Consider the following 20,980-nt stretch of genomic DNA (forward strand, 5'->3'; position numbering starts at 1 on the left):
TCCCCATACAGGGAAATTTGCTAAGCCGTCTATAATATCAGCCAATTGGCTTTGTCAAAAGCATTCGATCGACGTAACCGTGACGAAATTGCCCTCAACAGTGAATTTTACGTTTAAGTCGAACAAGTTGACCGCATACTCTTTGTTATCGGCTTTGTTTTTCTTATAGGCCGGGCGAGGGTCTTGAGCTAAGACTTGCTCAATCACCTTACTCTCCATCATCCCTTCCTTACGCTTTTCAAGCACCTCTTTAGCCTGTTCAGTGAAGATGACCTGCGCTGTTTCGGGCTCAAGCTCTGCGTATCCGCCAAGTGCGCCTGCTACCGAATCTGAATAAGGGATATAAGGCTTAATATCCACGATAGGGGTTTGATCAACAAGATCGACGTTACCCAGTTCAAGATAGATTTGATCGCCTTGCTGTGTGACGCCTTTTAACTCAACCGCCGACATGCCAATACCATTAGGTCTGAATGTCGAGCGAGACGCCAACACTCCGATGCGCTCATTGCCACCTAAGCGTGGAGGTCTAACCGTAGGCTTCCACCCCGCCTCAAGGTTTTGATCAAATAGAAATAGCAGCCACACATGACTGAATTGTTCGATCCCGCGTACAGCTTCAAGGCAATTTATGGCGCCACAAAGGCGTACCCTAGAGGTCGCTGAGGTGACCAGTCTTGGTTGACGAGGTACGGCAAACTTCTCTTTATATGGAGATTCAACGAAACCGATCGGTTCTATGGAGTACATGTTTGTCTCTCTTCACTATCACTCTGAAAAGAAAATATCACAAAAACCTCTTGCATCTTTTGTTGATAATGATTATTAATTGCAATGTTATAACATAGCAATGTAAATATAGGAGATAGAAATGAAGCAGAACATCCACCCTGAATATCGCCAAGTGGTGTTTCACGATACTAGTATTGATGAGTATTTTGTTATTGGTTCAACGTTACAAACAGACCGAACCATCGAATGGAAAGATGGCAAGACCTACCCATACTTCACCGTTGAGGTTTCATCGAAATCGCACCCTTACTACACCGGTAAACAGCGCGTGATTCAAAAAGAAGGACGTGTGGCTAACTTTAACCGTCGTTTTGCCCAGTTTTCAAAAGGAGAAGAGTAAATGAAGGTCGTTAAATCGTTAAAAAGTGCCAAGAGTCGTCATCCTGATTGTCAGATCGTAAAGCGAAGAGGGCGACTGTATGTCATTTGCAAAACCAACCCGAGATTTAAAGCGGTGCAAAAGTAAGCACCTATTCGGTGTGATCATTGTGCAAAGTTGAACAAAAAGCTCCCTCCTAAGTGGTTAAAGAACAAATTGAACGTGAGAGTCATGAAATTCTGCGTTAAACGTAGTTTCAAACAAGGTTTGCTATTTTTACGGTCGTTGAATCAGTAAGTTACAGTGCTAGTTATAAATAGAATGAATGTATTTATACAAATTATAAATCTAACTTAAGTTTGTAATTTGGTGTTATTTGCTAATTTTTTGTTCAAATGGCGTTAAATATTATGATTTGTTACACACTTTGTAACATTTTACGTTTCTAATTGAGTCTTTTGTCGAGTACTCTGCGCTGGCATTTGGAACATTTTTGTCACAAATGCGCAGGAATAACTACAAGGAGGGAACAGATGAGTTCATCTGCTTCAATTAAAAATAATTCGCCAAAGAAACCTTTATTTACTCGTTTTCTCGATGGCGTTGAGTATTTGGGGAACCTATTACCCCATCCGATCACACTATTTGCAATCTTCTGTGTTGCGATTCTAGTCACTTCAGGCATCGCTGGTTACTTCGAAGTATCTGTTATGGATCCTCGCCCAGAAGGTGCTAAAGGTCGTGCTGCTGACGGCATGATCCACGTTGTGAGCCTATTAAATGCTGAAGGCTTACAGCTTATCGTAACTAACCTAGTTAAAAACTTTGTTGGCTTTGCACCGCTAGGTACAGTTTTAGTAGCAATGCTTGGTGTTGCTATTGCTGAGCACTCTGGTCTTCTATCTGCAGCAATGCGTGGCATGGTAATGGGCGCTTCTAAGCGTATGGTTACTGTGACGGTTGTATTTGCTGGTATCATTTCAAATACCGCATCAGAGCTTGGTTACGTTGTTCTAATCCCATTAGCAGCAATGCTATTCCACTCGTTAGGTCGTCACCCTCTTGCAGGTCTTGCGGCGGCATTTGCGGGTGTATCAGGTGGTTACTCTGCAAACCTTCTAATCGGTACCGTTGACCCACTGCTTTCTGGTATCACAGAAACTGCAGCTCAGATGATTGACCCATCTTACACGGTAGGTCCTGAAGTTAACTGGTACTTCATGTTTGTATCGACTTTCTTCATTGCTATTACGGGTGCGTTCGTAACTGAGAAAATCGTTGAGCCAAAACTTGGCAAATACAACGATGAAGAAGCGTCTGAAGACCTATCTAATGACTCAATGGGCAAACTCACTGACATTGAGAAGAAAGGTCTAAAACTGGCAGGCCTAGCGGTTGTTGCTGTATCAGCACTTCTTGCTTGGACAATCGTTCCTGAAGACGGTGTTCTACGTTCAGCGACAGGTACAGTGGCAGGTTCGCCATTCCTGAAAAGTATCGTAGCGTTTATCTTCGTATTCTTTGCAATCCCAGGTTTCGTTTACGGTAAAGTAACAGGCTCAATGAAGACTGACCGTGACGTGATTGATGCAATGGCGAAGTCGATGTCTTCTATGGGTATGTACATCGTACTTGTATTCTTCGCTGCTCAGTTTGTTGCGTTCTTCAAGTGGACTAACTTTGGTCAAGTATTCGCAGTAGCAGGTGCTAGCTTCCTACAGGAAATCGGTCTAACTGGCCCAATGCTGTTCTTCGCATTTATCCTAATGTGTGGCTTCATCAACCTAATGATCGGTTCAGCATCGGCTCAGTGGGCTGTTACAGCGCCAATCTTCGTTCCAATGCTAATGCTAGTTGGCTACGCTCCTGAAACAATTCAGGCGGCTTACCGTATCGGTGATTCAACAACTAACATCATCACTCCAATGATGAGCTACTTCGGTCTAATCCTAGCGGTAGCAACTCGTTACATGAAGAACCTAGGTATCGGTACACTGATTGCAACTATGCTACCTTACTCAATCTGCTTCATCGTAGGTTGGAGTCTACTGTTCTACATTTGGGTATTCGTTCTAGGTCTACCTGTAGGTCCTGGTGCAGCAACGTACTACACGCCTTAATCTATGTCGATAGCCTAAATTTAAAAGCCAGAGCACTTGCTCTGGCTTTTTTGGTTTAGGCACGCCGTTATGCAAGTTGACAAGTGATAGTGGTGAACTTTACTTAACTCTATGAGGTGTTAGCTCGGAGGAGAATACGTAGTATGAGTACAATTTCGTCGCATGCAGTGGCTTTTGACCTAGCTCCTTAGCTTAAGAGCCGACACATTATGATTAGGCGCTGTGCTTTTTTTGCTTTGGCTTGCCTGCTTTCGTTTAATGCGTGGAGCACGCCTCCGATACAGTTAGTCACGCTTGAGTATCCTCCTTATATTGTGACTGATGAGGGCGAGGTGTCAGGTGTTGCGATAGAGTTAGTCGAGGCGGTCTTTGCAGAGCTGGAGGTGCCGATCTCGATAGAAGTCCTACCCTGGGCGAGAGCATTGAACAATGTGCAGTTTGGCCGCTCTGATGCCATCTTCACCGCTTTTAAGAATCCCACCCGTGAGCAATTCGCCGATTACAGCAGTCAAGTACTGTTTACCCAAAACATCAGCTTAGTGGTTAAAGCGCAAAGCAAGATCAAGAGTGATAACTTTCTGACTCGCGATTTATCGGATGTCTCGATTTGTGTTGTTAACCGGGTTAGTTATGGCAAGCAGATGGATACTCTGTTGGCAGAAAGGCGTTTTCGAATTGTGTTTAGGCGTAATAAGACTCAAGACTGTGCTCATTTAGTCCGGACAGACCGCGCTGACGTCTGGGTCAATAACGATTTTGGTGCTCGGAGTATCATGGCGAGCGAGCAGCTAGAAGATGTGCTAGAAATTCTCTCCCCACCGATTGAGGCAACACCCAGCTATATCGCCTTTTCGAAGCTGCGTGAGCGGGATTCGTTAAGAGACAGGTTTGATCAAGTATTGCGTGATATGAAAGGGGATGGCCGTTATGAAGCGATTATTGACAACTACTTCAATCGTTTAAGAGTGATGAACCAAAAAGAAAAGGGCTAGCGTATCAACGCTAGCCCTTAGAGTTCATAAGCTAGTAAGTGATTACCAACCTTTAACTACGCCACCTTGGAAGATGTCAGATGCTGCTGAGTAAACTTCTTCAGTTTGGTAAGCTTTAACGAAGTTAGTTACGTTTTCAGCTTGTGCATTGTCTTCACGCGCAACGATTAGGTTTACGTATGGAGACTCTTTATCTTCAACAAAAACACCATCTTTTTGTGGAGTAAGGTTGATAGAGCTAGCGTAAGTTGTGTTGATTACAGAAAGTGCCACGTCATCGAGAGAACGAGGAAGCTGAGCTGCGTCTAGTTCAACAATCGTGATGTTTTTAGGGTTTTCTACGATGTCACGAACGGTAGCTAGCAGACCTGCGCCTTCACGTAGCTTAAGTAGACCTTGTTGCTCAAGGAGTAATAGAGAACGACCTAGGTTAGTTGGATCGTTTGGTACTGCGATACGAGCGCCTTCTTGAATCTCATCAACCGATTTTACTTGCTTAGAGTAACCAGCGATTGGGTATACAAACGTATTGCCTGCGATTGTTAGCTTGTAGCCACGGTCAGTTACTTGCTGATCTAGGTATGGCTTGTGCTGGAATGCGTTGATGTCGATAGAGCCGTCATCCAGTGCCGCGTTAGGCGTTACATAATCAGTAAAGGTAACAAGCTCTACCTCTAGGCCGAACTTCTCTTTAGCGACTTTAGCGGCTACTTCTGCAACTTGTGCTTCAGCACCTGCCATTACACCCACTTTTACTTTGCTTGTGTCGACTTCTTTTTCGCCACAACCTGCTAGAACTAGTGCAGACGCTGCTGCTGCGATAGTCAAAAGACCTTTAAGACTGAATTTCATCACTATCTCCTTATGAATAAATCTGTGAATTGGTTATATTTTTAGCGGTGATCAACGCGACGAACAATCGCATCACCAATAGATTGAATAATTTGTACTAGTACGATTAGCATCACAACGGTCACGGCCATAATCACCACATCGTAGCGGTGGAAGCCGTAGCGAATTGCGACATCACCTAGACCGCCACCGCCTACCGTACCAGCCATGGCTGAGTAGCTGACAAGTGTTACTAGGGTAATCGTTACTGAGTTAACAATCGTAGGCATTGCTTCAGGAAGCAGTACCTTAGAAATAATTTGCATTGGTGTTGCGCCCATAGATTGCGCCGCTTCAACCAAGCCAGTCGGTACTTCAAGTAGCGCGCCTTCAATCAGGCGAGCAACAAATGGGATTGCGCCAATTGTGAGTGGTACGATGGCCGCCGTTGTGCCGATAAAGGTGCCAACTAATAGCTTAGTCACTGGAATGATTGCCACCATCAAGACTAAGAATGGTACTGAGCGGCCTACGTTGACCACAGCGCCGAGAATGCCATTTAGCTTAGTATTCTCTAGCAGTCCGCCTTTCTTGGTTGTATGAAGAATAACGCCGAGTGGAATACCCACGGCAAAGCCAACGATACCCGCAACTGCTACCATATAGAGTGTTTCCCACGTTGCACCAAGCAATAGGTTGCTGTTGAGGCTCAGCCACTGTGAAATTTCATTAAAGGACATAACCTAGCACCTCTACTTTTACATTGTGCTCACGCAGGAACTCAATCGCTGCATTGTCATCTTGTTCATTTCCAAATAGTTCAGCCACCATCATGCCGAACTTAACACCGCCAGCGTAATCAAGATCCGAGCTTAGGATGCTGACATCAATATTGAACTTGCGCGCAATCTGCGTCATTAGTGGGGCATCAACGGTCGCACCAGTAAACTCTAAGCGAACAAGCGGGTAGCTTCCTTCAACGCGAGTCTCTTGCAGGCGAGCTTGATAGTCCTCGGGAATCGACAGGTCGAGCGTCGAGCGAATAAATTGGTGTGCCAACTCTGTTTTAGGGTGAGCGAAAATCTCGCCAACCGTACCTTTCTCAACCAATTCACCACCACCAATGATTGCCACTTCATGACAGATGCTTTTCACCACATCCATTTCATGGGTGATAAGTAGGATAGTGATATTGAGTTTACGGTTGATCTCTTTCAGCAGCTCAAGAATCGATTGAGTCGTTGCTGGATCAAGTGCGCTAGTCGCTTCATCACACAGAAGAACTTTAGGATCAGACGCTAAAGCGCGAGCAATCGCCACGCGCTGCTTTTGACCACCACTTAAGTTTGCTGGGTAGCTTTCATGCTTATCCGCTAAGCCAACCAGTTTTAGTAACTCGGTCACTTTTACTGAAATATGATCTTTATCTTTACCAGCTAGTTCTAAAGGTAGTGCGACGTTGTCAAACACAGTACGTGAAGAGAGCAAGTTAAAGTGCTGGAAAATCATACCGATGTTACGGCGAGCTTCACACAGCTCTGATTTTGATAGCTTAGTGAGATCCACACCATCAACAACAATAGAGCCTGTGGTTGGTGCTTCTAGCATGTTTACACAACGGATAAGTGTGCTTTTACCTGCTCCTGACGAGCCAATAACACCAAAGATATTTCCCTGTGGGATCTGTAGGTTAATCTCTTTCAAGGCATGAATTTCCTTAGTACCTTGATAGAACACCTTATTTACTTGATTAATTTCAATCATCGAGAAACTCGTTTCAGCTTAGGAGCAGTAGATTATTTTGAACTATATCTCATTTACTAGAGGATGCTATGGCTTTGCGTGAAAACTGTCAATAGATATTTTTACGTCTAGACGTCTAAACGTATTTTGAGCCAAATCAATTTGTCATTAGATAGAGATTAAGGCAATAAGCGCCATGCTTGACCGCCAGAATATCGCTAAATTTACCAACCTTTGCTTCTCTATGACAGAGGAGGGGCCGCTCTTGATAAGATGGTATATTGCAACGACTTGGGTATAATCTTCTTTATATAAAGCAAATAACGAGAAGCATATTTTGGCAAAACCAGCAGTCTTTTTAGATCGTGATGGCGTGATTAACGTAGATCATGGCTATGTACACGATGAGCACGATTTTGAATTTATTGAAGGCGTGTTTGAGGCGACCAAAAAACTGAAAGAGATGGGCTACCTGCTTGTCTTAGTGACCAACCAGTCTGGTATTGCACGTGGTAAATTCAGTGAAGACCGCTTCCTAGATTTAACTCAGTGGATGGACTGGAACTTTGTCGACAATGGTGTTGAGTTCGATGGTTTTTACTACTGTCCTCACCATGCTGAACATGGTCAAGGCAAGTATAAAGAAGATTGCGATTGCCGTAAGCCAAAGCCGGGTATGTTTATCTCTGCTCGTGATTTCTTAAAAATTGATATGGCTAACTCTGTCATGGTTGGCGATAAAGCTGAAGATATGATGGCTGCAGAAGCCGCTGGTGTAGGGACCAAGATCTTAGTCCGTACAGGTAAGCCAGTGACAGAAAAGGGTGAGGAGATAGCATCCGTTGTGCTCGATAGCATAAAAGATGTTCCTGCATACCTAATTAAATAAACTCTAATAGGTCGCCACGTGCGGCCTCTATTTTCTCTGGAGGTTTTGATGAAGTATCGTGCACTATTAATCGCTCTTGTTGGCGTGGGTCTTATTGGGTGTTCATATAACGCAGTGGAACCAAAGAGCGCATATCAAGGTGAGTTTAAAAGCTATGCTTGCCAAGATGATAAAAGCTTTAAGGTGGCTTATATGCCAAATGAACCTAAAGCTTTGTTACGTCTTCCTGAAAATGATTACCGTCTAGTGCGAGTACGTTCAGGCTCAGGAGTGAAGTATATTCTTGATGACGGTACTTCTGAGACGCTAAATCCAGTGACGCTTTTCACAAAAGGCAATCAAGCTCGCTTAGAGTTGGGTCGCGTCGTTTACAAGAACTGTGTAACCGAAGAATAATAGCCCATCATGACAGGAGGCTGAATGTTTGCCTCCTTCACTTCATTTAAGCACCCAAAAGAATCTATGAGCAGAAAACTAACCATTCTTGATATCGCCAAACTGTCTGGCGTTGGCAAATCGACCGTATCACGTGTGTTGACGAACGATCCTAAAGTAAAGCCAGCGACACGCGAAAAAGTCGAACGTGTGATTCAAGAGTCCGGTTACGTGCCTTCTAAATCTGCCCAATCGATGCGTGGTGGCAGTCAAAAAGTGGTTGGGGTGATTATCTCTCGTTTGGACTCGCCATCAGAGAATAAAGCGGTCGGCAGTATGCTCAACACTCTTTATGCTGCAGGCTATGATGTGGTTATCATGGAAAGCCAATTTGATCGCGATAAAACCAATGATCATCTTGATGTGCTAAAGAAGCGTAATGTCGATGGTGTGATCGTATTCGGCTTTAGCGATTTCGATATCGACAAGCTTTCCAGCTGGCAAAATCGTAGCGTTGTTATCGCCATGGATACCGACAAAGTCTCTTCGATTAACTACGATAATGCTCTGGTCATTACCAAAGCTTTGGAGTACCTACAAGAAAAGGATGTCGATAAGATTGGCTTTATCGGTGTCGATCCTAGCGATAAAACCACCGGTAAGCTACGCCTCGATGCCTACCTAAATTGGTGTCAACGCCATTCGGTTGAGGCCCACTATCAAACCGGACAGCTAAACCACGAAAGCGCTTATTTGCTGGTGGATAATGTTTTGACTGAGCAGACTGAAGCCATTGTGTGTGCCAGTGATACCCTAGCCTTAGGTGTGATCAAGCGTTTGCAAGAGCTCAATCGCGAAGATGTCGTCGTTACAGGCGTTGGAGGTAATGAGCTACTTTCTTTCCTTTTCCCCAAAGTATTCAGCATAGATCCAGGTTATTCATTAGCCGGTGAAAAAGCGGCTAACCTGTTGATCTCTAATATAAATGGTGAAAAAGAGCAGGTTCATCTTACTCAAGAACCGCTCGCGCTATAAGCCATTATTTCTAAAGTGATTTAAAATTATACTGTGATCTTATTCAATTAATGGGACTGTTCCCATTTTTATTCTAGGTCAGATCTGACAGTATAATAACCATAATTGGGAATGTTCCCATAAATATAAAACCAAGAACATCAAGTCAATTTGAATTGAACAGAATGAGAATCCAATTAGGGTGGACATGGATATGAGTAAGATAGCGAAACAAGAAGTTGAGCGTCTAATTGAATTAGTCGGTGGGCGTGACAATATTGCGAGCGTAAGCCACTGCCTAACTCGCCTTCGCTTCGTATTAAACGATACAAGTAAAGCCGATGAGAAAGCACTAGAAGCCCTGCCGTTAGTTAAGGGCTGCTTTACTAACGCAGGTCAGTTCCAAGTGGTGATTGGTACTGAAGTTGATGAAGTGTACAAGGTACTTATCGAGCTAGCAGGTAAGAGCGAAGCGTCAAAAGACGAAGCCAAACAAGCCGCTCGCCAGAACATGAACATCTTGGAACGCGGTATTTCCCATCTTGCTGAAATTTTTGTACCGCTGCTTCCTGCCATCATTACTGGTGGTCTAATTCTTGGTTTCCGTAACGTGATTGGCGACATCAAAATGTTTGATGGTCAGTCGCTGACTGAAATTAGCCAATTTTGGGCAACAGTACATAGCTTCCTATGGTTGATTGGTGAAGCGATCTTCTTCTTCCTTCCTGTCGGTGTGTGTTGGTCTACGGTTAAGAAGCTTGGTGGTACGCCTATTCTTGGCATTACTTTAGGTGTCACATTGGTGTCGCCACAGTTGATGAACGCTTATTTGATTGGTAAGCAAGTTCCAGAAGTGTGGGACTTTGGTTTATTTGTGATTGAAAAAGTCGGTTATCAGGCTCAGGTCATTCCTGCAATGCTGGCTGGTGTGGCGCTGGCGTTTATTGAAACCAACCTAAAGCGAATCGTCCCATCATACTTGTATTTAGTAGTGGTTCCGTTTGTATCTATCATTGTTTCTGTTGTGCTTGCTCACTCGCTAATCGGTCCGTTTGGTCGCGTATTAGGTGATGGTGTTGCGTTTGCTGCCAAAGCAGCGATGACAGGTGATTTCGCCATGATTGGTTCAATGATATTCGGTTTCCTCTATGCGCCATTGGTGATTACCGGTATTCACCACACGACTAACGCGGTTGACCTGCAGCTAATGCAAGAACTTGGTGGAACCCCAATCTGGCCATTGATTGCCCTATCAAACATTGCTCAAGCATCAGCAGTTGTCGGCATCATTCTTATCAGTAAAAAGCACGGTGAACGCGATATCTCAGTACCAGCGGCTATCTCTGCTTACCTAGGTGTAACAGAGCCTGCTATGTACGGCATCAACCTGAAATACAAGTTCCCAATGCTGAGCGCTATGATTGGTAGTGCGATTGCAGCGGCTATTTGTGGTAGTGCAGGCGTGATGGCGAATGGCATCGGTGTTGGCGGTCTACCAGGCATTCTATCTATTCAACCACAGTTCTGGGGTATCTTTGGCATCGCTATGCTAGTGGCTATTGCAGTTCCAGCAGCATTAACTCTGTTCTTCTACAAGCGTGCGCAAATGAAAGGCGAGCTAGAGCCTGCTAACGCTTAATTATTCCTCCTGATTTGGAGCGGCGGTTTGCCGCTCCGTTTTTAATGATTTTTATTTTTGGTAAGTGAGTTTAGTCATGATAACGAAGGTTAATGATGCAAATTGGTGGAAAACAGCGTCTATCTACCAAATCTATCCAAAGAGCTTTTGTGATAGCGGCAGTAAAGGGACGGGGGATATTCAAGGCATTATCTCTAAGCTCGACTACCTCAAGCTATTAGGTACCGATGCGATCTGGTTAACCCCAGTCTACCAATCTCCGATGATTGACAATGGCTATGACATTTCTGATTACTACGCGATTAACCCTGACTTTGGCAGTATGGAAGATTTCGACCAGCTGCTGTCTGAAGCGCATCAGCGCGGTATTCGAATCATTATGGATATCGTGGTCAATCATACCTCTACTGAGCATCACTGGTTCCAATCGGCTTTGGCTGATAAGAATAGCTCTTATCGTGATTACTACATCTGGAAAGATCCGATTGAAGGTCAAGCGCCGAACAACTGGCAATCAAAGTTTGGCGGTAGTGCTTGGGAGCTTGATGAGAAAAGTGGTCAATACTTCCTGCACCTATTTGCTAGAGAGCAAGCGGATTTAAACTGGGAAAACCCAACCGTTCGCGCCGAAGTAAAAGAAGTGATCAGCTTTTGGGCAGAGAAGGGCGTCGATGGTTTCCGTTTAGATGTGATTAACCTTATTTCTAAACAGCAAGACTTCCCAAGTGATGAGATTGGTGATGGTCGTCGTTTCTATACCGATGGACCACGCGTGCATGAGTACTTACAAGAGATCAGCGAAGCAGTATTCCAGAAATATGGCAGCGTAACGGTGGGAGAGATGTCTTCGACCACTCTAGAACATTGTCAGCAGTATTCATCACGAGATAACAAAGAGTTATCTATGGTGTTTAATTTCCATCATCTTAAAGCAGATTACCCAAATGGTGAGAAGTGGACTAAAGCGCCATTTGATTTTCTACAGCTAAAACAGATCTTCAATCATTGGCAAACCGGCTTAAATGGTAAAGGTTGGGGTGCGCTATTTTGGTGTAACCACGATCAGCCTCGTGTCGTGAGCCGCTTAGGCAATGATCAACAGTATCGAGCTGAATCAGCAAAAATGCTTGGTGCATCAATCCATATGATGCAAGGCACGCCGTATATCTATCAAGGTGAAGAGATCGGCATGACCAACCCAGGTTACACCTCGATTGAGCAATACCGTGATGTTGAAAGTACCAATATGTACGACATCATGGTCAATCAACAAGGTGTTAGCCATGATGAGATGATCGCTATCTTAGCGCAGAAATCCCGTGATAATTCTCGTACCCCAATGCAGTGGAACAGCGAAGCGTATGCTGGATTTTCTAAAGGCCAACCATGGCTTGAGGTTGCGAAAAACTACCCAGATATTAATGCCGAAAAAGCAGTCGCTGATGATGACTCTGTATTTTACTTCTATCAGCAACTCATTAAGCTGCGTAAAGAGATTGAAGTGATCACCACAGGTAACTATGTGGATCTCTATCCACAACACAGTGCTATTTTTGGTTACCAGCGTAAGTCTGAAAGCCAGACGTTAATCTGCTTGAATAACTACTATGGTGAAGAAGCAGAGTGTGTATTACCTGACGAGTTTGATTGTGATAAGGCTGAGTATGTTTTAGCTAACTATGATCTTCAGGCTGATAGAGTGTCGCAACATCAGGTGCTTAGACCTTACGAAACACGCATCTTAGTTATGAATAACTAACTCCCCCTATGATGTTAGTTATCGCCTCGGCTTTGGTCGGGGCTTTTTTATATCTGGATCTTGTTGGATGACTATTGTGGATGGGGGAGCGATTTGTGGACAGCAGAAACGAAAAAAGCCAACTCAGTGAGTTGGCTTTCTTGAATATGGTGGAGGGGGACGGATTCGAACCATCGAAGGCAGTGCCAGCAGATTTACAGTCTGATCCCTTTGGCCACTCGGGAACCCCTCCAGGGTATTTTTATACTTAGATAATGTTTTCCCAACACGTTGTCCAAGTGTTTCCCACAATTAACTCATAGATTAATCACAGAAGAATATGGTGGAGGGGGACGGATTCGAACCATCGAAGGCAGTGCCAGCAGATTTACAGTCTGATCCCTTTGGCCACTCGGGAACCCCTCCAGGGTATTTTTATACTTAGATAATGTTTTCCCAACACGTTGTCCAAGTGTTTCCCACAATTAACTCATAGATTAATCACAGAAGAATATGGTGGAGGGGGACGGATTCGAACCATCGAAGGCAGTGCCAGCAGATTTACAGTCTGATCCCTTTGGCCACTCGGGAACCCCTCCAGGGTATTTTTATACTTAACTAAGGTTTTCCCAACACGTTAATCAAGTGTTTCTCACAACTTATCTACAAAGGCTATTTACCTTGAAGAAAGCACAAGAAGAAATATGGTGGAGGGGGACGGATTCGAACCATCGAAGGCAGTGCCAGCAGATTTACAGTCTGATCCCTTTGGCCACTCGGGAACCCCTCCAGGGTGTTTTATACTTAGACAATGTTTTCCCAACACATTGCTCAAGTGCGGAGCGAATCATAGCAAACTCGCTCAAGCTGTAAAGCGTTTTCTTAGAATTTTGAATTGAATGGTGCCTTTTTGGGCAAAGATGGCAGTAATTGACCATAAAGCTTAAACAATCAACGGTTTTACTTACACAATATTTCGCCCTCTTTACATTACTTGACGTTTAAAATGAGTATAAAGGGATACAATACGGGTAATTACTCTATACAGAACTTCACTATGAAAAATAAAATTGTTTTGAGTTTGCTGTCATTGTCTATTATTGCAGCAGTACCAACAGCTTACGCTAAAAGGCAAGGGCCACCTTCAGTGACGGTTGTGACCGAACAAGTGCAGACACATGAAGTGTCTCAGTCGCTTGAATTGGTCGGTAAACTCGACGCAGAGCAATCGGTGACCATTTCTCCTGAGGTCACAGGTAAAGTTGACGTTATTGCAGTTAAAGCCAATCAAGTGGTGCGTAAAGGTCAGCTTTTGGTGCAGTTAAATGATGATAAAGCGCGTGCCGCGGTCACTGAAGCTAATGCTTACCTAAAAGATGAACAACGCAAACTCAAAGAGTTTCAGCGTCTAGTGAAGCGCAATGCGATAACCCAGACAGAGATTGACGCTCAACAAGCGAGTGTCGATATTGCCAAAGCCCGCCTTGATGCCGCCAATGCTAATTTGAAAGATCTCCATATCAGTGCGCCTTTTGATGGCACGGTTGGCTTTGTTGACTTTAGCCGCGGCAAAATGGTCAGTGCGGGTGCAGAACTTCTCAATCTAGATAACCTTTCCGTTATGCAGCTCGACCTACAAGTACCAGAGCGTTACCTCTCTCAGCTATCGCAAGGTATGAAAGTAAAAGCCACCACCGCCGCATGGCCTAGTCAACAGTTTGAAGGTGAAGTGGTGGGCATAGACTCACGCATTAACTCTGAAACTTTAAACTTACGTGTACGTATCCACTTCGCTAACGCAGAACAATATCTAAAGCCTGGCATGCTAGTGTCTGCGGATATGGACTTCCCTGCTATTGAAGCGCCAATCATCCCAGTTCAAGCACTTGAGTATTCTGGCACTAAGCGTTTTGTTTATGTGGTTGGTGAGGACAGCAAAGCCCAACGCACAGAAGTCACTTTAGGTGCGCGAGTCGATAATCTAGTCGTGATTGAGCAAGGGTTAGAGATTGGTGAAAAGATTGTCGTGCAAGGCATCGTCAATATGCGCGATGGTATCGCGGTGACTGAGCTAGGCAGCGACGCTCGTCCGAAAGTGGCGAATAACAGCCAAGAAGGGGCGAACTAATGCTGTTATCTGACGTTTCTGTAAAGAGACCAGTTGCCGCCGTGGTACTCAGCTTACTGCTGTGCGTATTCGGTATTGTCTCTTTTAACAAGTTAGCGGTTCGTGAAATGCCAGACATTGAAAGTCCGGTTGTTTCGATCAGTACGCGTTATGAAGGCGCTTCAGCCACTATTATTGAAAGCCAAATAACCTCTAATCTTGAAGACCAGTTGTCAGGGATAAGTGGTATTGATGAAATTTCGTCAACCACGCGTAATGGTATGTCGCGCATCACCATTACCTTTGAACTAGGTTATGACCTTAATACCGGGGTCAGTGATGTGCGTGATGCGGTTGCTCGTGCGCAGCGCTCACTGCCAGATGAAGCCGATGATCCGATCGTATTTAAAAACAACGGCTCCGGTGAGGCCTCACTCTATATCAACCTTAGTTCGTCTGAAATGGACCGAACTCAACTGACCGACTATGTTGAGCGGGTGTTGATGGACCGTTTCAGCTTGATTTCAGGGGTCAGTTCGGTCGATGTTTCAGGTGGCTTGTACAAAGTCATGTACGTAAAACTCAAACCTGAACAAATGGCCGGCCGCGGCGTGACGACCTCCGATATTACTTCGGCACTACGCAGCGAAAATATTGAAAGCCCAGGTGGTGAGGTGCGAAACGATCAAATCGTTATGTCGGTACGTACTGCGCGCAGCTATAACCAAGCTGAAGACTTTGAATACTTGGTGGTGAAACGTGCCAGCGACAATACGCCGATTTATCTGCGTGATGTGGCGGACGTCTACATAGGGGCAGAGAACGAAAACTCGACCTTTAAGAGTGATGGTGTAGTGAACGTGAGTATGGGGATTGTGCCTCAGTCGGACGCAAACCCACTGGAAGTGGCGACATTAGTTCATAAGCAAGTTGAAGATATTCAGCAGTTTTTACCAGATGGCACTCGTCTTGCGATTGACTATGACTCGACGGTCTTTATTGAACGCTCAATAGCTGAGGTGTACAGCACGCTATTTATCACTGGTGGTCTTGTTGTACTGGTTTTGTATATCTTTATTGGTCAAGCTCGTGCAACCTTAATCCCAGCGGTGACGGTGCCGGTATCACTAATTTCCTCTTTCATTGCCGCTTATTACTTTGGCTTTTCGATTAACTTGATCACTTTGATGGCGCTGATCTTGTCGATTGGTTTGGTGGTTGATGATGCGATTGTGGTGGTAGAAAACATCTTCCACCACATCGAAAGGGGCGAGAAGCCACTGCTTGCCGCTTATAAGGGTACTCGAGAAGTTGGCTTTGCTGTGGTTGCGACCACGCTAGTGTTGGTGATGGTTTTCCTGCCGATTTCCTTTATGGATGGCATGGTTGGTCTGCTATTTACTGAGTTCTCAGTGTTACTTGCGATGTCAGTGATCTTCTCATCGTTGATTGCATTGACACTGACGCCTGTTCTTGGCAGCAAGCTGCTCAAAGCGAATGTAAAACCAAACCGCTTCAATATCTTCATTGATGGTATGTTTGGCCGTTTAGAGTCGGCATATCGAAAGGTGCTCAAGGGCGCATTGAAATGGAAGTGGGCGGCTCCGCTTATCATTATGTCCTGTATTGGCGGCAGTTGGGGGCTAATGCAGCAAGTGCCTGCTCAGCTAACACCGTCTGAAGACCGTGGTGTGATTTTTGCCTTTGTTCGCGGTGCTGACGCGACCAGTTACAACCGTATGTCAGCCAATATGGACATTGTCGAAGAGCGTTTGATGCCATTGCTGGGTCAAGGTTTCTTGAAGTCGTTTAGCATTCAATCTCCTGCATTTGGTGGTAATGCGGGTGACCAGACCGGCTTTGTTATCATGATTCTGGATGACTGGAATGAGCGTGATGTCACCGCCCAGCAAGCGTTAGGGCAAGTACGTAAAGCGCTAGCGGGTATTCCTGATGTGCGTGTATTCCCATTCATGCCGGGTTTCCGTGGTGGTTCGAGCGAACCTGTTCAGTTTGTGCTTGGGGGCTCTGATTACCCTGAGCTTAAACAGTGGGCAGAGAAGTTAGAGCAGTTAGCGGAAGAGTCACCGTTTATGGAAGGCGCAGATATTAACTACTCTGAGAAAACCCCAGAGCTGGTGGTCTCTGTTGATAAGCAGCGCGCGGCTGAGCTCGGCATCAGTGTCCAAGATATCTCTGAAACGCTCGAGATTATGCTCGGTGGTAAAAGTGAAACGACCTTTGTTGAGCGCGGCGAAGAGTATGACGTTTATTTACGTGGTGATGAGAACAGCTTTAACAACGCTTCTGACTTAAGCCAAATCTATATGCGCACCGCTTCTGGAGAGCTAGTAACGCTCGATGCCGTGACTAAGATTGAAGAAGTGGCATCATCAATCCGCCTTTCGCACTACAACAAGCAAAAAGCGATTACCGTAACGGCAAACCTGTCGGATGGTTATACGCTTGGTGAGGCATTGGACTTCCTTGATCAGCAAGCGATTGAGTTGCTACCAGGTGATATCTCAGTCAGCTACTCTGGCGAGTCTAAAGACTACAAAGAGAATCAATCGAGCATTCTGATTGTGTTTGCTTTGGCATTGCTGGTGGCCTACTTAGTGCTGGCTGCTCAGTTTGAAAGCTTTATCAACCCTTTGGTGGTGATGTTCACCGTTCCAATGGGGGTATTTGGTGGCTTCCTTGGCTTGTTCTTGATGAATCAAGGCCTCAATATCTACAGTCAGATTGGCATGATCATGTTGATTGGTATGGTAACCAAGAATGGTATTTTGATCGTCGAGTTTGCTAACCAGCTACGTGACCGCGGTATTGAGTTTGAAAAAGCGATTGTTGATGCCTCTGCTCGTCGTCTTCGCCCAATTATGATGACAGCATTTACCACATTGGCAGGTGCGATTCCGTTAATTATGTCGACAGGTGCTGGTTATGAAAGCCGAGTCGCTGTCGGTACGGTAATCTTCTTCGGCATGGGCTTTGCGACGCTGGTGACCTTGTTCGTAATCCCTGCGATGTATCGTTTGATTTCCGCAACCACCCAATCACCGGGTCATGTGGAAGCAGAACTAAACAAAGAGCTTAGCCATGATGTGAAGGCTCGTACTTCTCACGGAGAGCTGAATTAATCGCGTTGCTCTAGGAACTTGTCATTCCATAGACTGACGAAGGCAGGAGTAGGGAATCTTATCGAGTATTCGACTCGCTTCAAGAGACCCCCAACTCACGAGTTCCTCGTTCTTGGGGACGACAGTGTAAAGTTTTGAAAAATAAAGAGGGTTGACGTTTTCACGTCAACCCTCTTTTTTTGTTCTGCAACTCGTTAGCCGTAATTCACGCTATAACGGGTCGGCTTATGGTTCATCGCTAGCACTAGGTTTAGAGCGATAGTGCCAAGGATAGATAAGCCAATCACTTCAGGCGATACGAAGAAGAATGACGCAACCAAAATAACAAAATCGATCGCGAGTTGAGATTTACCCACCGAAATTCCAAACTTGTCTTGAATAAACAGACATAAGACATTGAAACCGCCCAAGCTTGAACGGTGGCGAAATAGGATCAACATACCTAAGCCCATCAGTAATCCGCCAGCGACGGCACAATAAACGGCGTTGATGCTGTCTAAACTGATGACTAAATAAAGGTGATCGGCAAAGATTGACACTAAAGCGCCTGAAATTGCACTGTTAAATGCAAAGCGAGAACCAAAGCGTTTCCATGCTAAAAGGTAAAAAGGGCAGTTAGCAGCAAAATAAAGCACACCGAAAGAGAGAGGTACGAATTGACTCGCCAATAGCGCTAAGCCCGTGGTGCCGCCAGTCAGTAGTGACGCTGATTGTAAAAAGAAGACGCCCTGAGCGACTAAGAAGGTGCCAGTTAAAATTGCGATCCAATCTTCTTTTCTTGAGTGTTTTTCCATCAATTTGAAATTTAACTAGTAAATAATGGCGAGCATACTATTTAAAAATGAAGGATTTCGGTAGCTTGAGAGCGAAATTTAAGGTAAACCTATGTAATTATCGTTTTACGGAGTGTAAAGGAGAAAATTGACACTTTGCTAAGTAAACACTTGGTGAAAGGGTCATCATGATATTCTTCGTAAAGCATTATGAAAAAACTGCATGAGAAAAAATGAATTTTTCTCTTTATGACCTAGATCAAATTATGTAGAATGCGCGTCATCAGCTTAATGCAAACGTTTGCGTCAGGTAAAAAACGTCGGTGTTGAGGTCAAAAATCAGTTTTTTTGCAATTTTTAAGTCTTAATCTGAGTCAGGAGATACAGATGCTAAAGCGTGATATGAACATCGCAGATTACGATGCGGAACTGTTCGCAGCAATCCAAGAAGAAACTCTTCGCCAGGAAGAACACATTGAACTTATCGCTTCTGAAAACTACACCAGCCCACGTGTAATGGAAGCTCAAGGTTCTCAGCTAACAAACAAGTACGCTGAAGGTTACCCAGGCAAGCGCTACTATGGTGGTTGTGAGTACGTTGATAAAGCAGAAGCTCTGGCTATCGACCGTGCATGTCAGCTATTTGGTTGTGAGTACGCAAACGTACAGCCACACTCTGGTTCTCAAGCAAACAGTGCTGTTTACATGGCGCTACTTAACCCAGGCGATACGGTTCTAGGTATGAGCCTAGCGCACGGTGGTCACCTGACTCACGGCTCTCCAGTAAACTTCTCTGGTAAGCATTACAATGTTATCCCTTACGGTATCGACGAAGCAGGCCAAATCAACTACGACGAGATGGAACAGTTAGCGCTTGAGCACAAGCCTAAGATGATCATCGGTGGTTTCTCTGCTTACTCACAAATCGTAGATTGGGCACGCATGCGTGAAATTGCAGACAAAGCAGGTGCTTGGTTATTTGTCGATATGGCGCACGTAGCGGGTCTAATCGCTGCAGGCGAATACCCAACGCCAGTACCACACGCTCACGTTGTAACGACAACGACTCACAAAACGCTAGCAGGTCCACGTGGTGGTCTTATCCTGTCTAACGCGGGTGAAGAGATGTACAAAAAGCTGAACTCAGCTGTCTTCCCTGGCGGCCAAGGTGGCCCTCTTATGCACGTTATTGCAGGCAAAGCAGTAGCGTTCAAAGAAGCAATGGAACCTGAATTCAAAGCTTACCAAGCGCGCGTAGTGAAGAACGCAAAAGCGATGGTTGCTCAGTTCCAAGAGCGCGGTTACAAAATCGTTTCTAATGGTACTGAAAATCACCTGTTCCTAGTTGACCTAATCGACAAAGACATCACAGGTAAAGATGCCGATGCAGCACTAGGTGCAGCAAACATCACTGTAAACAAGAACTCAGTACCAAACGACCCACGCAGCCCATTTGTAACGTCTGGTATCCGTGTAGGTTCTCCAGCTATCACTCGTCGTGGCTTCACTGAAGAAGATGCGAAAGAGCTAGCGAACTGGATGTGTGACGTGCTAGATAACATCGGCAACGAGGAAGTTATCGAAGCAACGAAAGCAAAAGTGCTAGAGATTTGTAAGCGTCTACCTGTTTACGCGTAATTTTTCTGCCTGAATGGTTCTATTTCTGCGTCAAAGGTGCTCATTTACTATCGTAAACTCCGCGCCTTTTCCTTGAACTAGAAACCATTCAGTTTGAAAATGAATTGAAGCCTCATCATTTGATGTGGCTTTTTTGTATCTGTCGAAAATGGATTGTAGAGGTGCTGATTGGAGAAAGGCTCTTAGAAGGGGAAAGAGCGACTGTCATTCCATAGAGCGACGAAGGAGCGAGTAGGGAATCTCTAAACGCCTTCTACTCGCTGGAAGAGATCCCCAATTCGTTCGTTCCTCACTCTTGAGGATGACCGAATATAATAAAAAGGGTGGACGCTGAAACGCCCACCCCGACAATTATGCTCGAAACTCGAAACTCGAAACTCGAAACTCGAAACTCGAAACTCGAAACTCGAAACTCGAAACTCGTTTACTTAGGCAAGCTAATCAATGTGCCTGACTTACATTTGAACGAGTAGTACTTAGTGCTCTCGCTAAACTTACCTAAGCCTTCACCATCACAGTAGTCGAAGTTAATATCGCGCATGGTTTCCAAAGTCTTTTCACTGTTGAGAGAAAACTTAGACCCGTCGGCGCACACAATGCGTACACGCTCATCGTCACTTACTGAATAAAGAGAAACGTCGGTATTACAAAGCTCAAAAGAGGCTTCACGAAAGTTGTCTTGCTTTGTATTTGAAGCGCAGCCAGCAGTAAGTGTCGCCAGCGCCACTGCGACTAATCCTAATCTCTTCATAATAAATCCTTAGGTGATTTTATCTTGTGCTTATAACTAGTTAGCTAAGCCTATATAAGAGTAGTTGTTCATTCAATAGAAATTAAAAAAGGCTGACATATTTAGCCAGCCTTTTA

Annotated in this window: 18 protein-coding genes and 4 tRNA genes; 12 read left to right on the plus strand and 10 right to left on the minus strand. The window is 44.8% G+C overall.

All coding sequences use genetic code 11. The features are described 5' to 3' along the window. Window positions 1-54: 54 nt before the first annotated feature. Window positions 55-750 (minus strand): tRNA (N6-threonylcarbamoyladenosine(37)-N6)-methyltransferase TrmO, encoded by a 696-nt coding sequence (gene tsaA, locus ACHUFZ_RS13745; protein WP_394127603.1) that lies wholly within the window; start codon window positions 748-750, stop codon window positions 55-57. 121 nt (window positions 751-871) lie between these two features. On the opposite strand from tsaA, the gene ACHUFZ_RS13750 reads away from it, so the two are divergent. The 4 genes from ACHUFZ_RS13750 (at window position 872) to ACHUFZ_RS13765 (ending at window position 4,223) form a co-directional block, all read left to right on the plus strand. Next, the gene (locus ACHUFZ_RS13750) at window positions 872-1,132 is read left to right on the plus strand and encodes a type B 50S ribosomal protein L31 (protein WP_394127604.1); all 261 of its coding nucleotides are present in this window, start codon (window positions 872-874) and stop codon (window positions 1,130-1,132) included. Next, window positions 1,133-1,258 carry a type B 50S ribosomal protein L36 gene (gene ykgO, locus ACHUFZ_RS13755; RefSeq protein ID WP_005380299.1) on the plus strand — a complete coding sequence of 42 codons (126 nt, stop codon included), beginning with the start codon at window positions 1,133-1,135 and terminating at the stop codon, window positions 1,256-1,258. Between the two features lie 386 nt (window positions 1,259-1,644). After that, window positions 1,645-3,231 (plus strand): AbgT family transporter, encoded by a 1,587-nt coding sequence (locus ACHUFZ_RS13760; protein WP_134837087.1) that lies wholly within the window; start codon window positions 1,645-1,647, stop codon window positions 3,229-3,231. 209 nt (window positions 3,232-3,440) lie between these two features. Next, a complete protein-coding gene (locus tag ACHUFZ_RS13765) occupies window positions 3,441-4,223 on the plus strand; it encodes a substrate-binding periplasmic protein (RefSeq protein ID WP_394127605.1) in 783 nt (260 codons plus the stop codon). A gap of 42 nt (window positions 4,224-4,265) precedes the next feature. Here ACHUFZ_RS13765 and ACHUFZ_RS13770 read toward each other — a convergent pair whose 3' ends face one another. From ACHUFZ_RS13770 to metN, 3 genes are read right to left on the minus strand one after another with little or no spacing between them, the layout of a single operon-like run. Next, a complete protein-coding gene (locus ACHUFZ_RS13770) occupies window positions 4,266-5,075 on the minus strand; it encodes a MetQ/NlpA family lipoprotein (protein ID WP_394127606.1) in 810 nt (269 codons plus the stop codon). A 41-nt stretch (window positions 5,076-5,116) separates the two neighbouring features. Then, window positions 5,117-5,794 (minus strand): methionine ABC transporter permease, encoded by a 678-nt coding sequence (locus ACHUFZ_RS13775; RefSeq protein ID WP_004415195.1) that lies wholly within the window; start codon window positions 5,792-5,794, stop codon window positions 5,117-5,119. After that, window positions 5,784-6,818 (minus strand): methionine ABC transporter ATP-binding protein MetN, encoded by a 1,035-nt coding sequence (metN, locus tag ACHUFZ_RS13780; protein WP_394127607.1) that lies wholly within the window; start codon window positions 6,816-6,818, stop codon window positions 5,784-5,786. The genes ACHUFZ_RS13775 and metN overlap by 11 nt, the downstream gene beginning before the upstream one ends. Window positions 6,819-7,134: 316 nt before the next feature. Here metN and gmhB point away from each other — a divergent pair, with 316 nt between their 5' ends. The 5 genes from gmhB to treC all read left to right on the plus strand — a co-directional run bounded on the left by gmhB (window position 7,135) and on the right by treC (window position 12,473). After that, complete coding sequence (gene gmhB, locus ACHUFZ_RS13785) at window positions 7,135-7,686, plus strand: D-glycero-beta-D-manno-heptose 1,7-bisphosphate 7-phosphatase (RefSeq protein ID WP_394127608.1); 552 nt, start codon at window positions 7,135-7,137, stop codon at window positions 7,684-7,686. A gap of 48 nt (window positions 7,687-7,734) precedes the next feature. Beyond that, a complete protein-coding gene (locus tag ACHUFZ_RS13790) occupies window positions 7,735-8,082 on the plus strand; it encodes an MliC family protein (protein ID WP_134837082.1) in 348 nt (115 codons plus the stop codon). Between the two features lie 66 nt (window positions 8,083-8,148). Further along, window positions 8,149-9,096, plus strand: a complete 948-nt coding sequence (gene treR / locus ACHUFZ_RS13795; RefSeq protein ID WP_394127609.1) for a trehalose operon repressor TreR — start codon at window positions 8,149-8,151, stop codon at window positions 9,094-9,096. A 193-nt stretch (window positions 9,097-9,289) separates the two neighbouring features. Continuing rightward, window positions 9,290-10,714: a PTS trehalose transporter subunit IIBC gene (gene treB, locus ACHUFZ_RS13800; RefSeq protein WP_394127610.1), complete on the plus strand. Its 1,425-nt coding sequence runs from the start codon at window positions 9,290-9,292 to the stop codon at window positions 10,712-10,714. Between the two features lie 76 nt (window positions 10,715-10,790). After that, window positions 10,791-12,473, plus strand: coding sequence for an alpha,alpha-phosphotrehalase (gene treC, locus ACHUFZ_RS13805; RefSeq protein WP_394127611.1), 1,683 nt, complete (start codon window positions 10,791-10,793; stop codon window positions 12,471-12,473). A gap of 147 nt (window positions 12,474-12,620) precedes the next feature. Here treC and ACHUFZ_RS13810 read toward each other — a convergent pair. The 4 genes from ACHUFZ_RS13810 to ACHUFZ_RS13825 all read right to left on the minus strand — a co-directional run bounded on the left by ACHUFZ_RS13810 (window position 12,621) and on the right by ACHUFZ_RS13825 (window position 13,242). Continuing rightward, window positions 12,621-12,705 (minus strand) — tRNA-Tyr (locus ACHUFZ_RS13810). Window positions 12,706-12,793: 88 nt separating this feature from the next. After that, window positions 12,794-12,878, minus strand: a tRNA-Tyr gene (locus ACHUFZ_RS13815). An 88-nt stretch (window positions 12,879-12,966) separates the two neighbouring features. Then, window positions 12,967-13,051 (minus strand) — tRNA-Tyr (locus ACHUFZ_RS13820). A 106-nt stretch (window positions 13,052-13,157) separates the two neighbouring features. After that, a tRNA-Tyr gene (locus ACHUFZ_RS13825) sits at window positions 13,158-13,242 on the minus strand. A gap of 267 nt (window positions 13,243-13,509) precedes the next feature. Here ACHUFZ_RS13825 and ACHUFZ_RS13830 point away from each other — a divergent pair. Then, window positions 13,510-14,580 carry an efflux RND transporter periplasmic adaptor subunit gene (locus tag ACHUFZ_RS13830; RefSeq protein ID WP_394127612.1) on the plus strand — a complete coding sequence of 357 codons (1,071 nt, stop codon included), beginning with the start codon at window positions 13,510-13,512 and terminating at the stop codon, window positions 14,578-14,580. Continuing rightward, window positions 14,580-17,702 (plus strand): vibriobactin export RND transporter permease subunit VexH, encoded by a 3,123-nt coding sequence (vexH, locus tag ACHUFZ_RS13835; RefSeq protein ID WP_394127613.1) that lies wholly within the window; start codon window positions 14,580-14,582, stop codon window positions 17,700-17,702. The genes ACHUFZ_RS13830 and vexH overlap by 1 nt, the downstream gene beginning before the upstream one ends. A 194-nt stretch (window positions 17,703-17,896) precedes the next feature. Here vexH and ACHUFZ_RS13840 read toward each other — a convergent pair whose 3' ends face one another. Beyond that, the gene (locus ACHUFZ_RS13840; RefSeq protein WP_394127614.1) at window positions 17,897-18,496 is read right to left on the minus strand and encodes a YitT family protein; all 600 of its coding nucleotides are present in this window, start codon (window positions 18,494-18,496) and stop codon (window positions 17,897-17,899) included. A 366-nt stretch (window positions 18,497-18,862) separates the two neighbouring features. On the opposite strand from ACHUFZ_RS13840, the gene glyA reads away from it, so the two are divergent. Further along, entirely contained in the window at window positions 18,863-20,113 is a 1,251-nt protein-coding gene (gene glyA / locus ACHUFZ_RS13845) for a serine hydroxymethyltransferase (protein WP_053441751.1), read from the plus strand. Between the two features lie 424 nt (window positions 20,114-20,537). On the opposite strand, the gene ACHUFZ_RS13850 is transcribed toward glyA, so the two are convergent. Further along, entirely contained in the window at window positions 20,538-20,864 is a 327-nt protein-coding gene (locus tag ACHUFZ_RS13850) for a hypothetical protein (protein ID WP_134837075.1), read from the minus strand. Window positions 20,865-20,980 lie beyond the last annotated feature (116 nt).

This window comes from Vibrio hepatarius (assembly GCF_043642085.1).
Classification (GTDB): Bacteria; Pseudomonadota; Gammaproteobacteria; order Enterobacterales; family Vibrionaceae; genus Vibrio; species Vibrio hepatarius_C.

Excerpts from the sequence above, each read along its gene's own strand:
- tsaA (WP_394127603.1), bottom strand. The coding sequence starts at position 750 with ATGTACTCCATAGAACCGATCGGTTTCGTTGAATCTCCATATAAAGAG.
- ACHUFZ_RS13750 (WP_394127604.1), top strand. The coding sequence starts at position 872 with ATGAAGCAGAACATCCACCCTGAATATCGCCAAGTGGTGTTTCACGAT.
- ykgO (WP_005380299.1), top strand. The coding sequence starts at position 1,133 with ATGAAGGTCGTTAAATCGTTAAAAAGTGCCAAGAGTCGTCATCCTGAT.
- ACHUFZ_RS13760 (WP_134837087.1), top strand. The coding sequence starts at position 1,645 with ATGAGTTCATCTGCTTCAATTAAAAATAATTCGCCAAAGAAACCTTTA.
- ACHUFZ_RS13765 (WP_394127605.1), top strand. The coding sequence starts at position 3,441 with ATGATTAGGCGCTGTGCTTTTTTTGCTTTGGCTTGCCTGCTTTCGTTT.
- ACHUFZ_RS13770 (WP_394127606.1), bottom strand. The coding sequence starts at position 5,075 with ATGAAATTCAGTCTTAAAGGTCTTTTGACTATCGCAGCAGCAGCGTCT.
- ACHUFZ_RS13775 (WP_004415195.1), bottom strand. The coding sequence starts at position 5,794 with ATGTCCTTTAATGAAATTTCACAGTGGCTGAGCCTCAACAGCAACCTA.
- metN (WP_394127607.1), bottom strand. The coding sequence starts at position 6,818 with ATGATTGAAATTAATCAAGTAAATAAGGTGTTCTATCAAGGTACTAAG.
- ACHUFZ_RS13790 (WP_134837082.1), top strand. The coding sequence starts at position 7,735 with ATGAAGTATCGTGCACTATTAATCGCTCTTGTTGGCGTGGGTCTTATT.
- treR (WP_394127609.1), top strand. The coding sequence starts at position 8,149 with ATGAGCAGAAAACTAACCATTCTTGATATCGCCAAACTGTCTGGCGTT.
- treB (WP_394127610.1), top strand. The coding sequence starts at position 9,290 with ATGAGTAAGATAGCGAAACAAGAAGTTGAGCGTCTAATTGAATTAGTC.
- treC (WP_394127611.1), top strand. The coding sequence starts at position 10,791 with ATGATAACGAAGGTTAATGATGCAAATTGGTGGAAAACAGCGTCTATC.
- ACHUFZ_RS13830 (WP_394127612.1), top strand. The coding sequence starts at position 13,510 with ATGAAAAATAAAATTGTTTTGAGTTTGCTGTCATTGTCTATTATTGCA.
- vexH (WP_394127613.1), top strand. The coding sequence starts at position 14,580 with ATGCTGTTATCTGACGTTTCTGTAAAGAGACCAGTTGCCGCCGTGGTA.
- ACHUFZ_RS13840 (WP_394127614.1), bottom strand. The coding sequence starts at position 18,496 with ATGGAAAAACACTCAAGAAAAGAAGATTGGATCGCAATTTTAACTGGC.
- glyA (WP_053441751.1), top strand. The coding sequence starts at position 18,863 with ATGCTAAAGCGTGATATGAACATCGCAGATTACGATGCGGAACTGTTC.
- ACHUFZ_RS13850 (WP_134837075.1), bottom strand. The coding sequence starts at position 20,864 with ATGAAGAGATTAGGATTAGTCGCAGTGGCGCTGGCGACACTTACTGCT.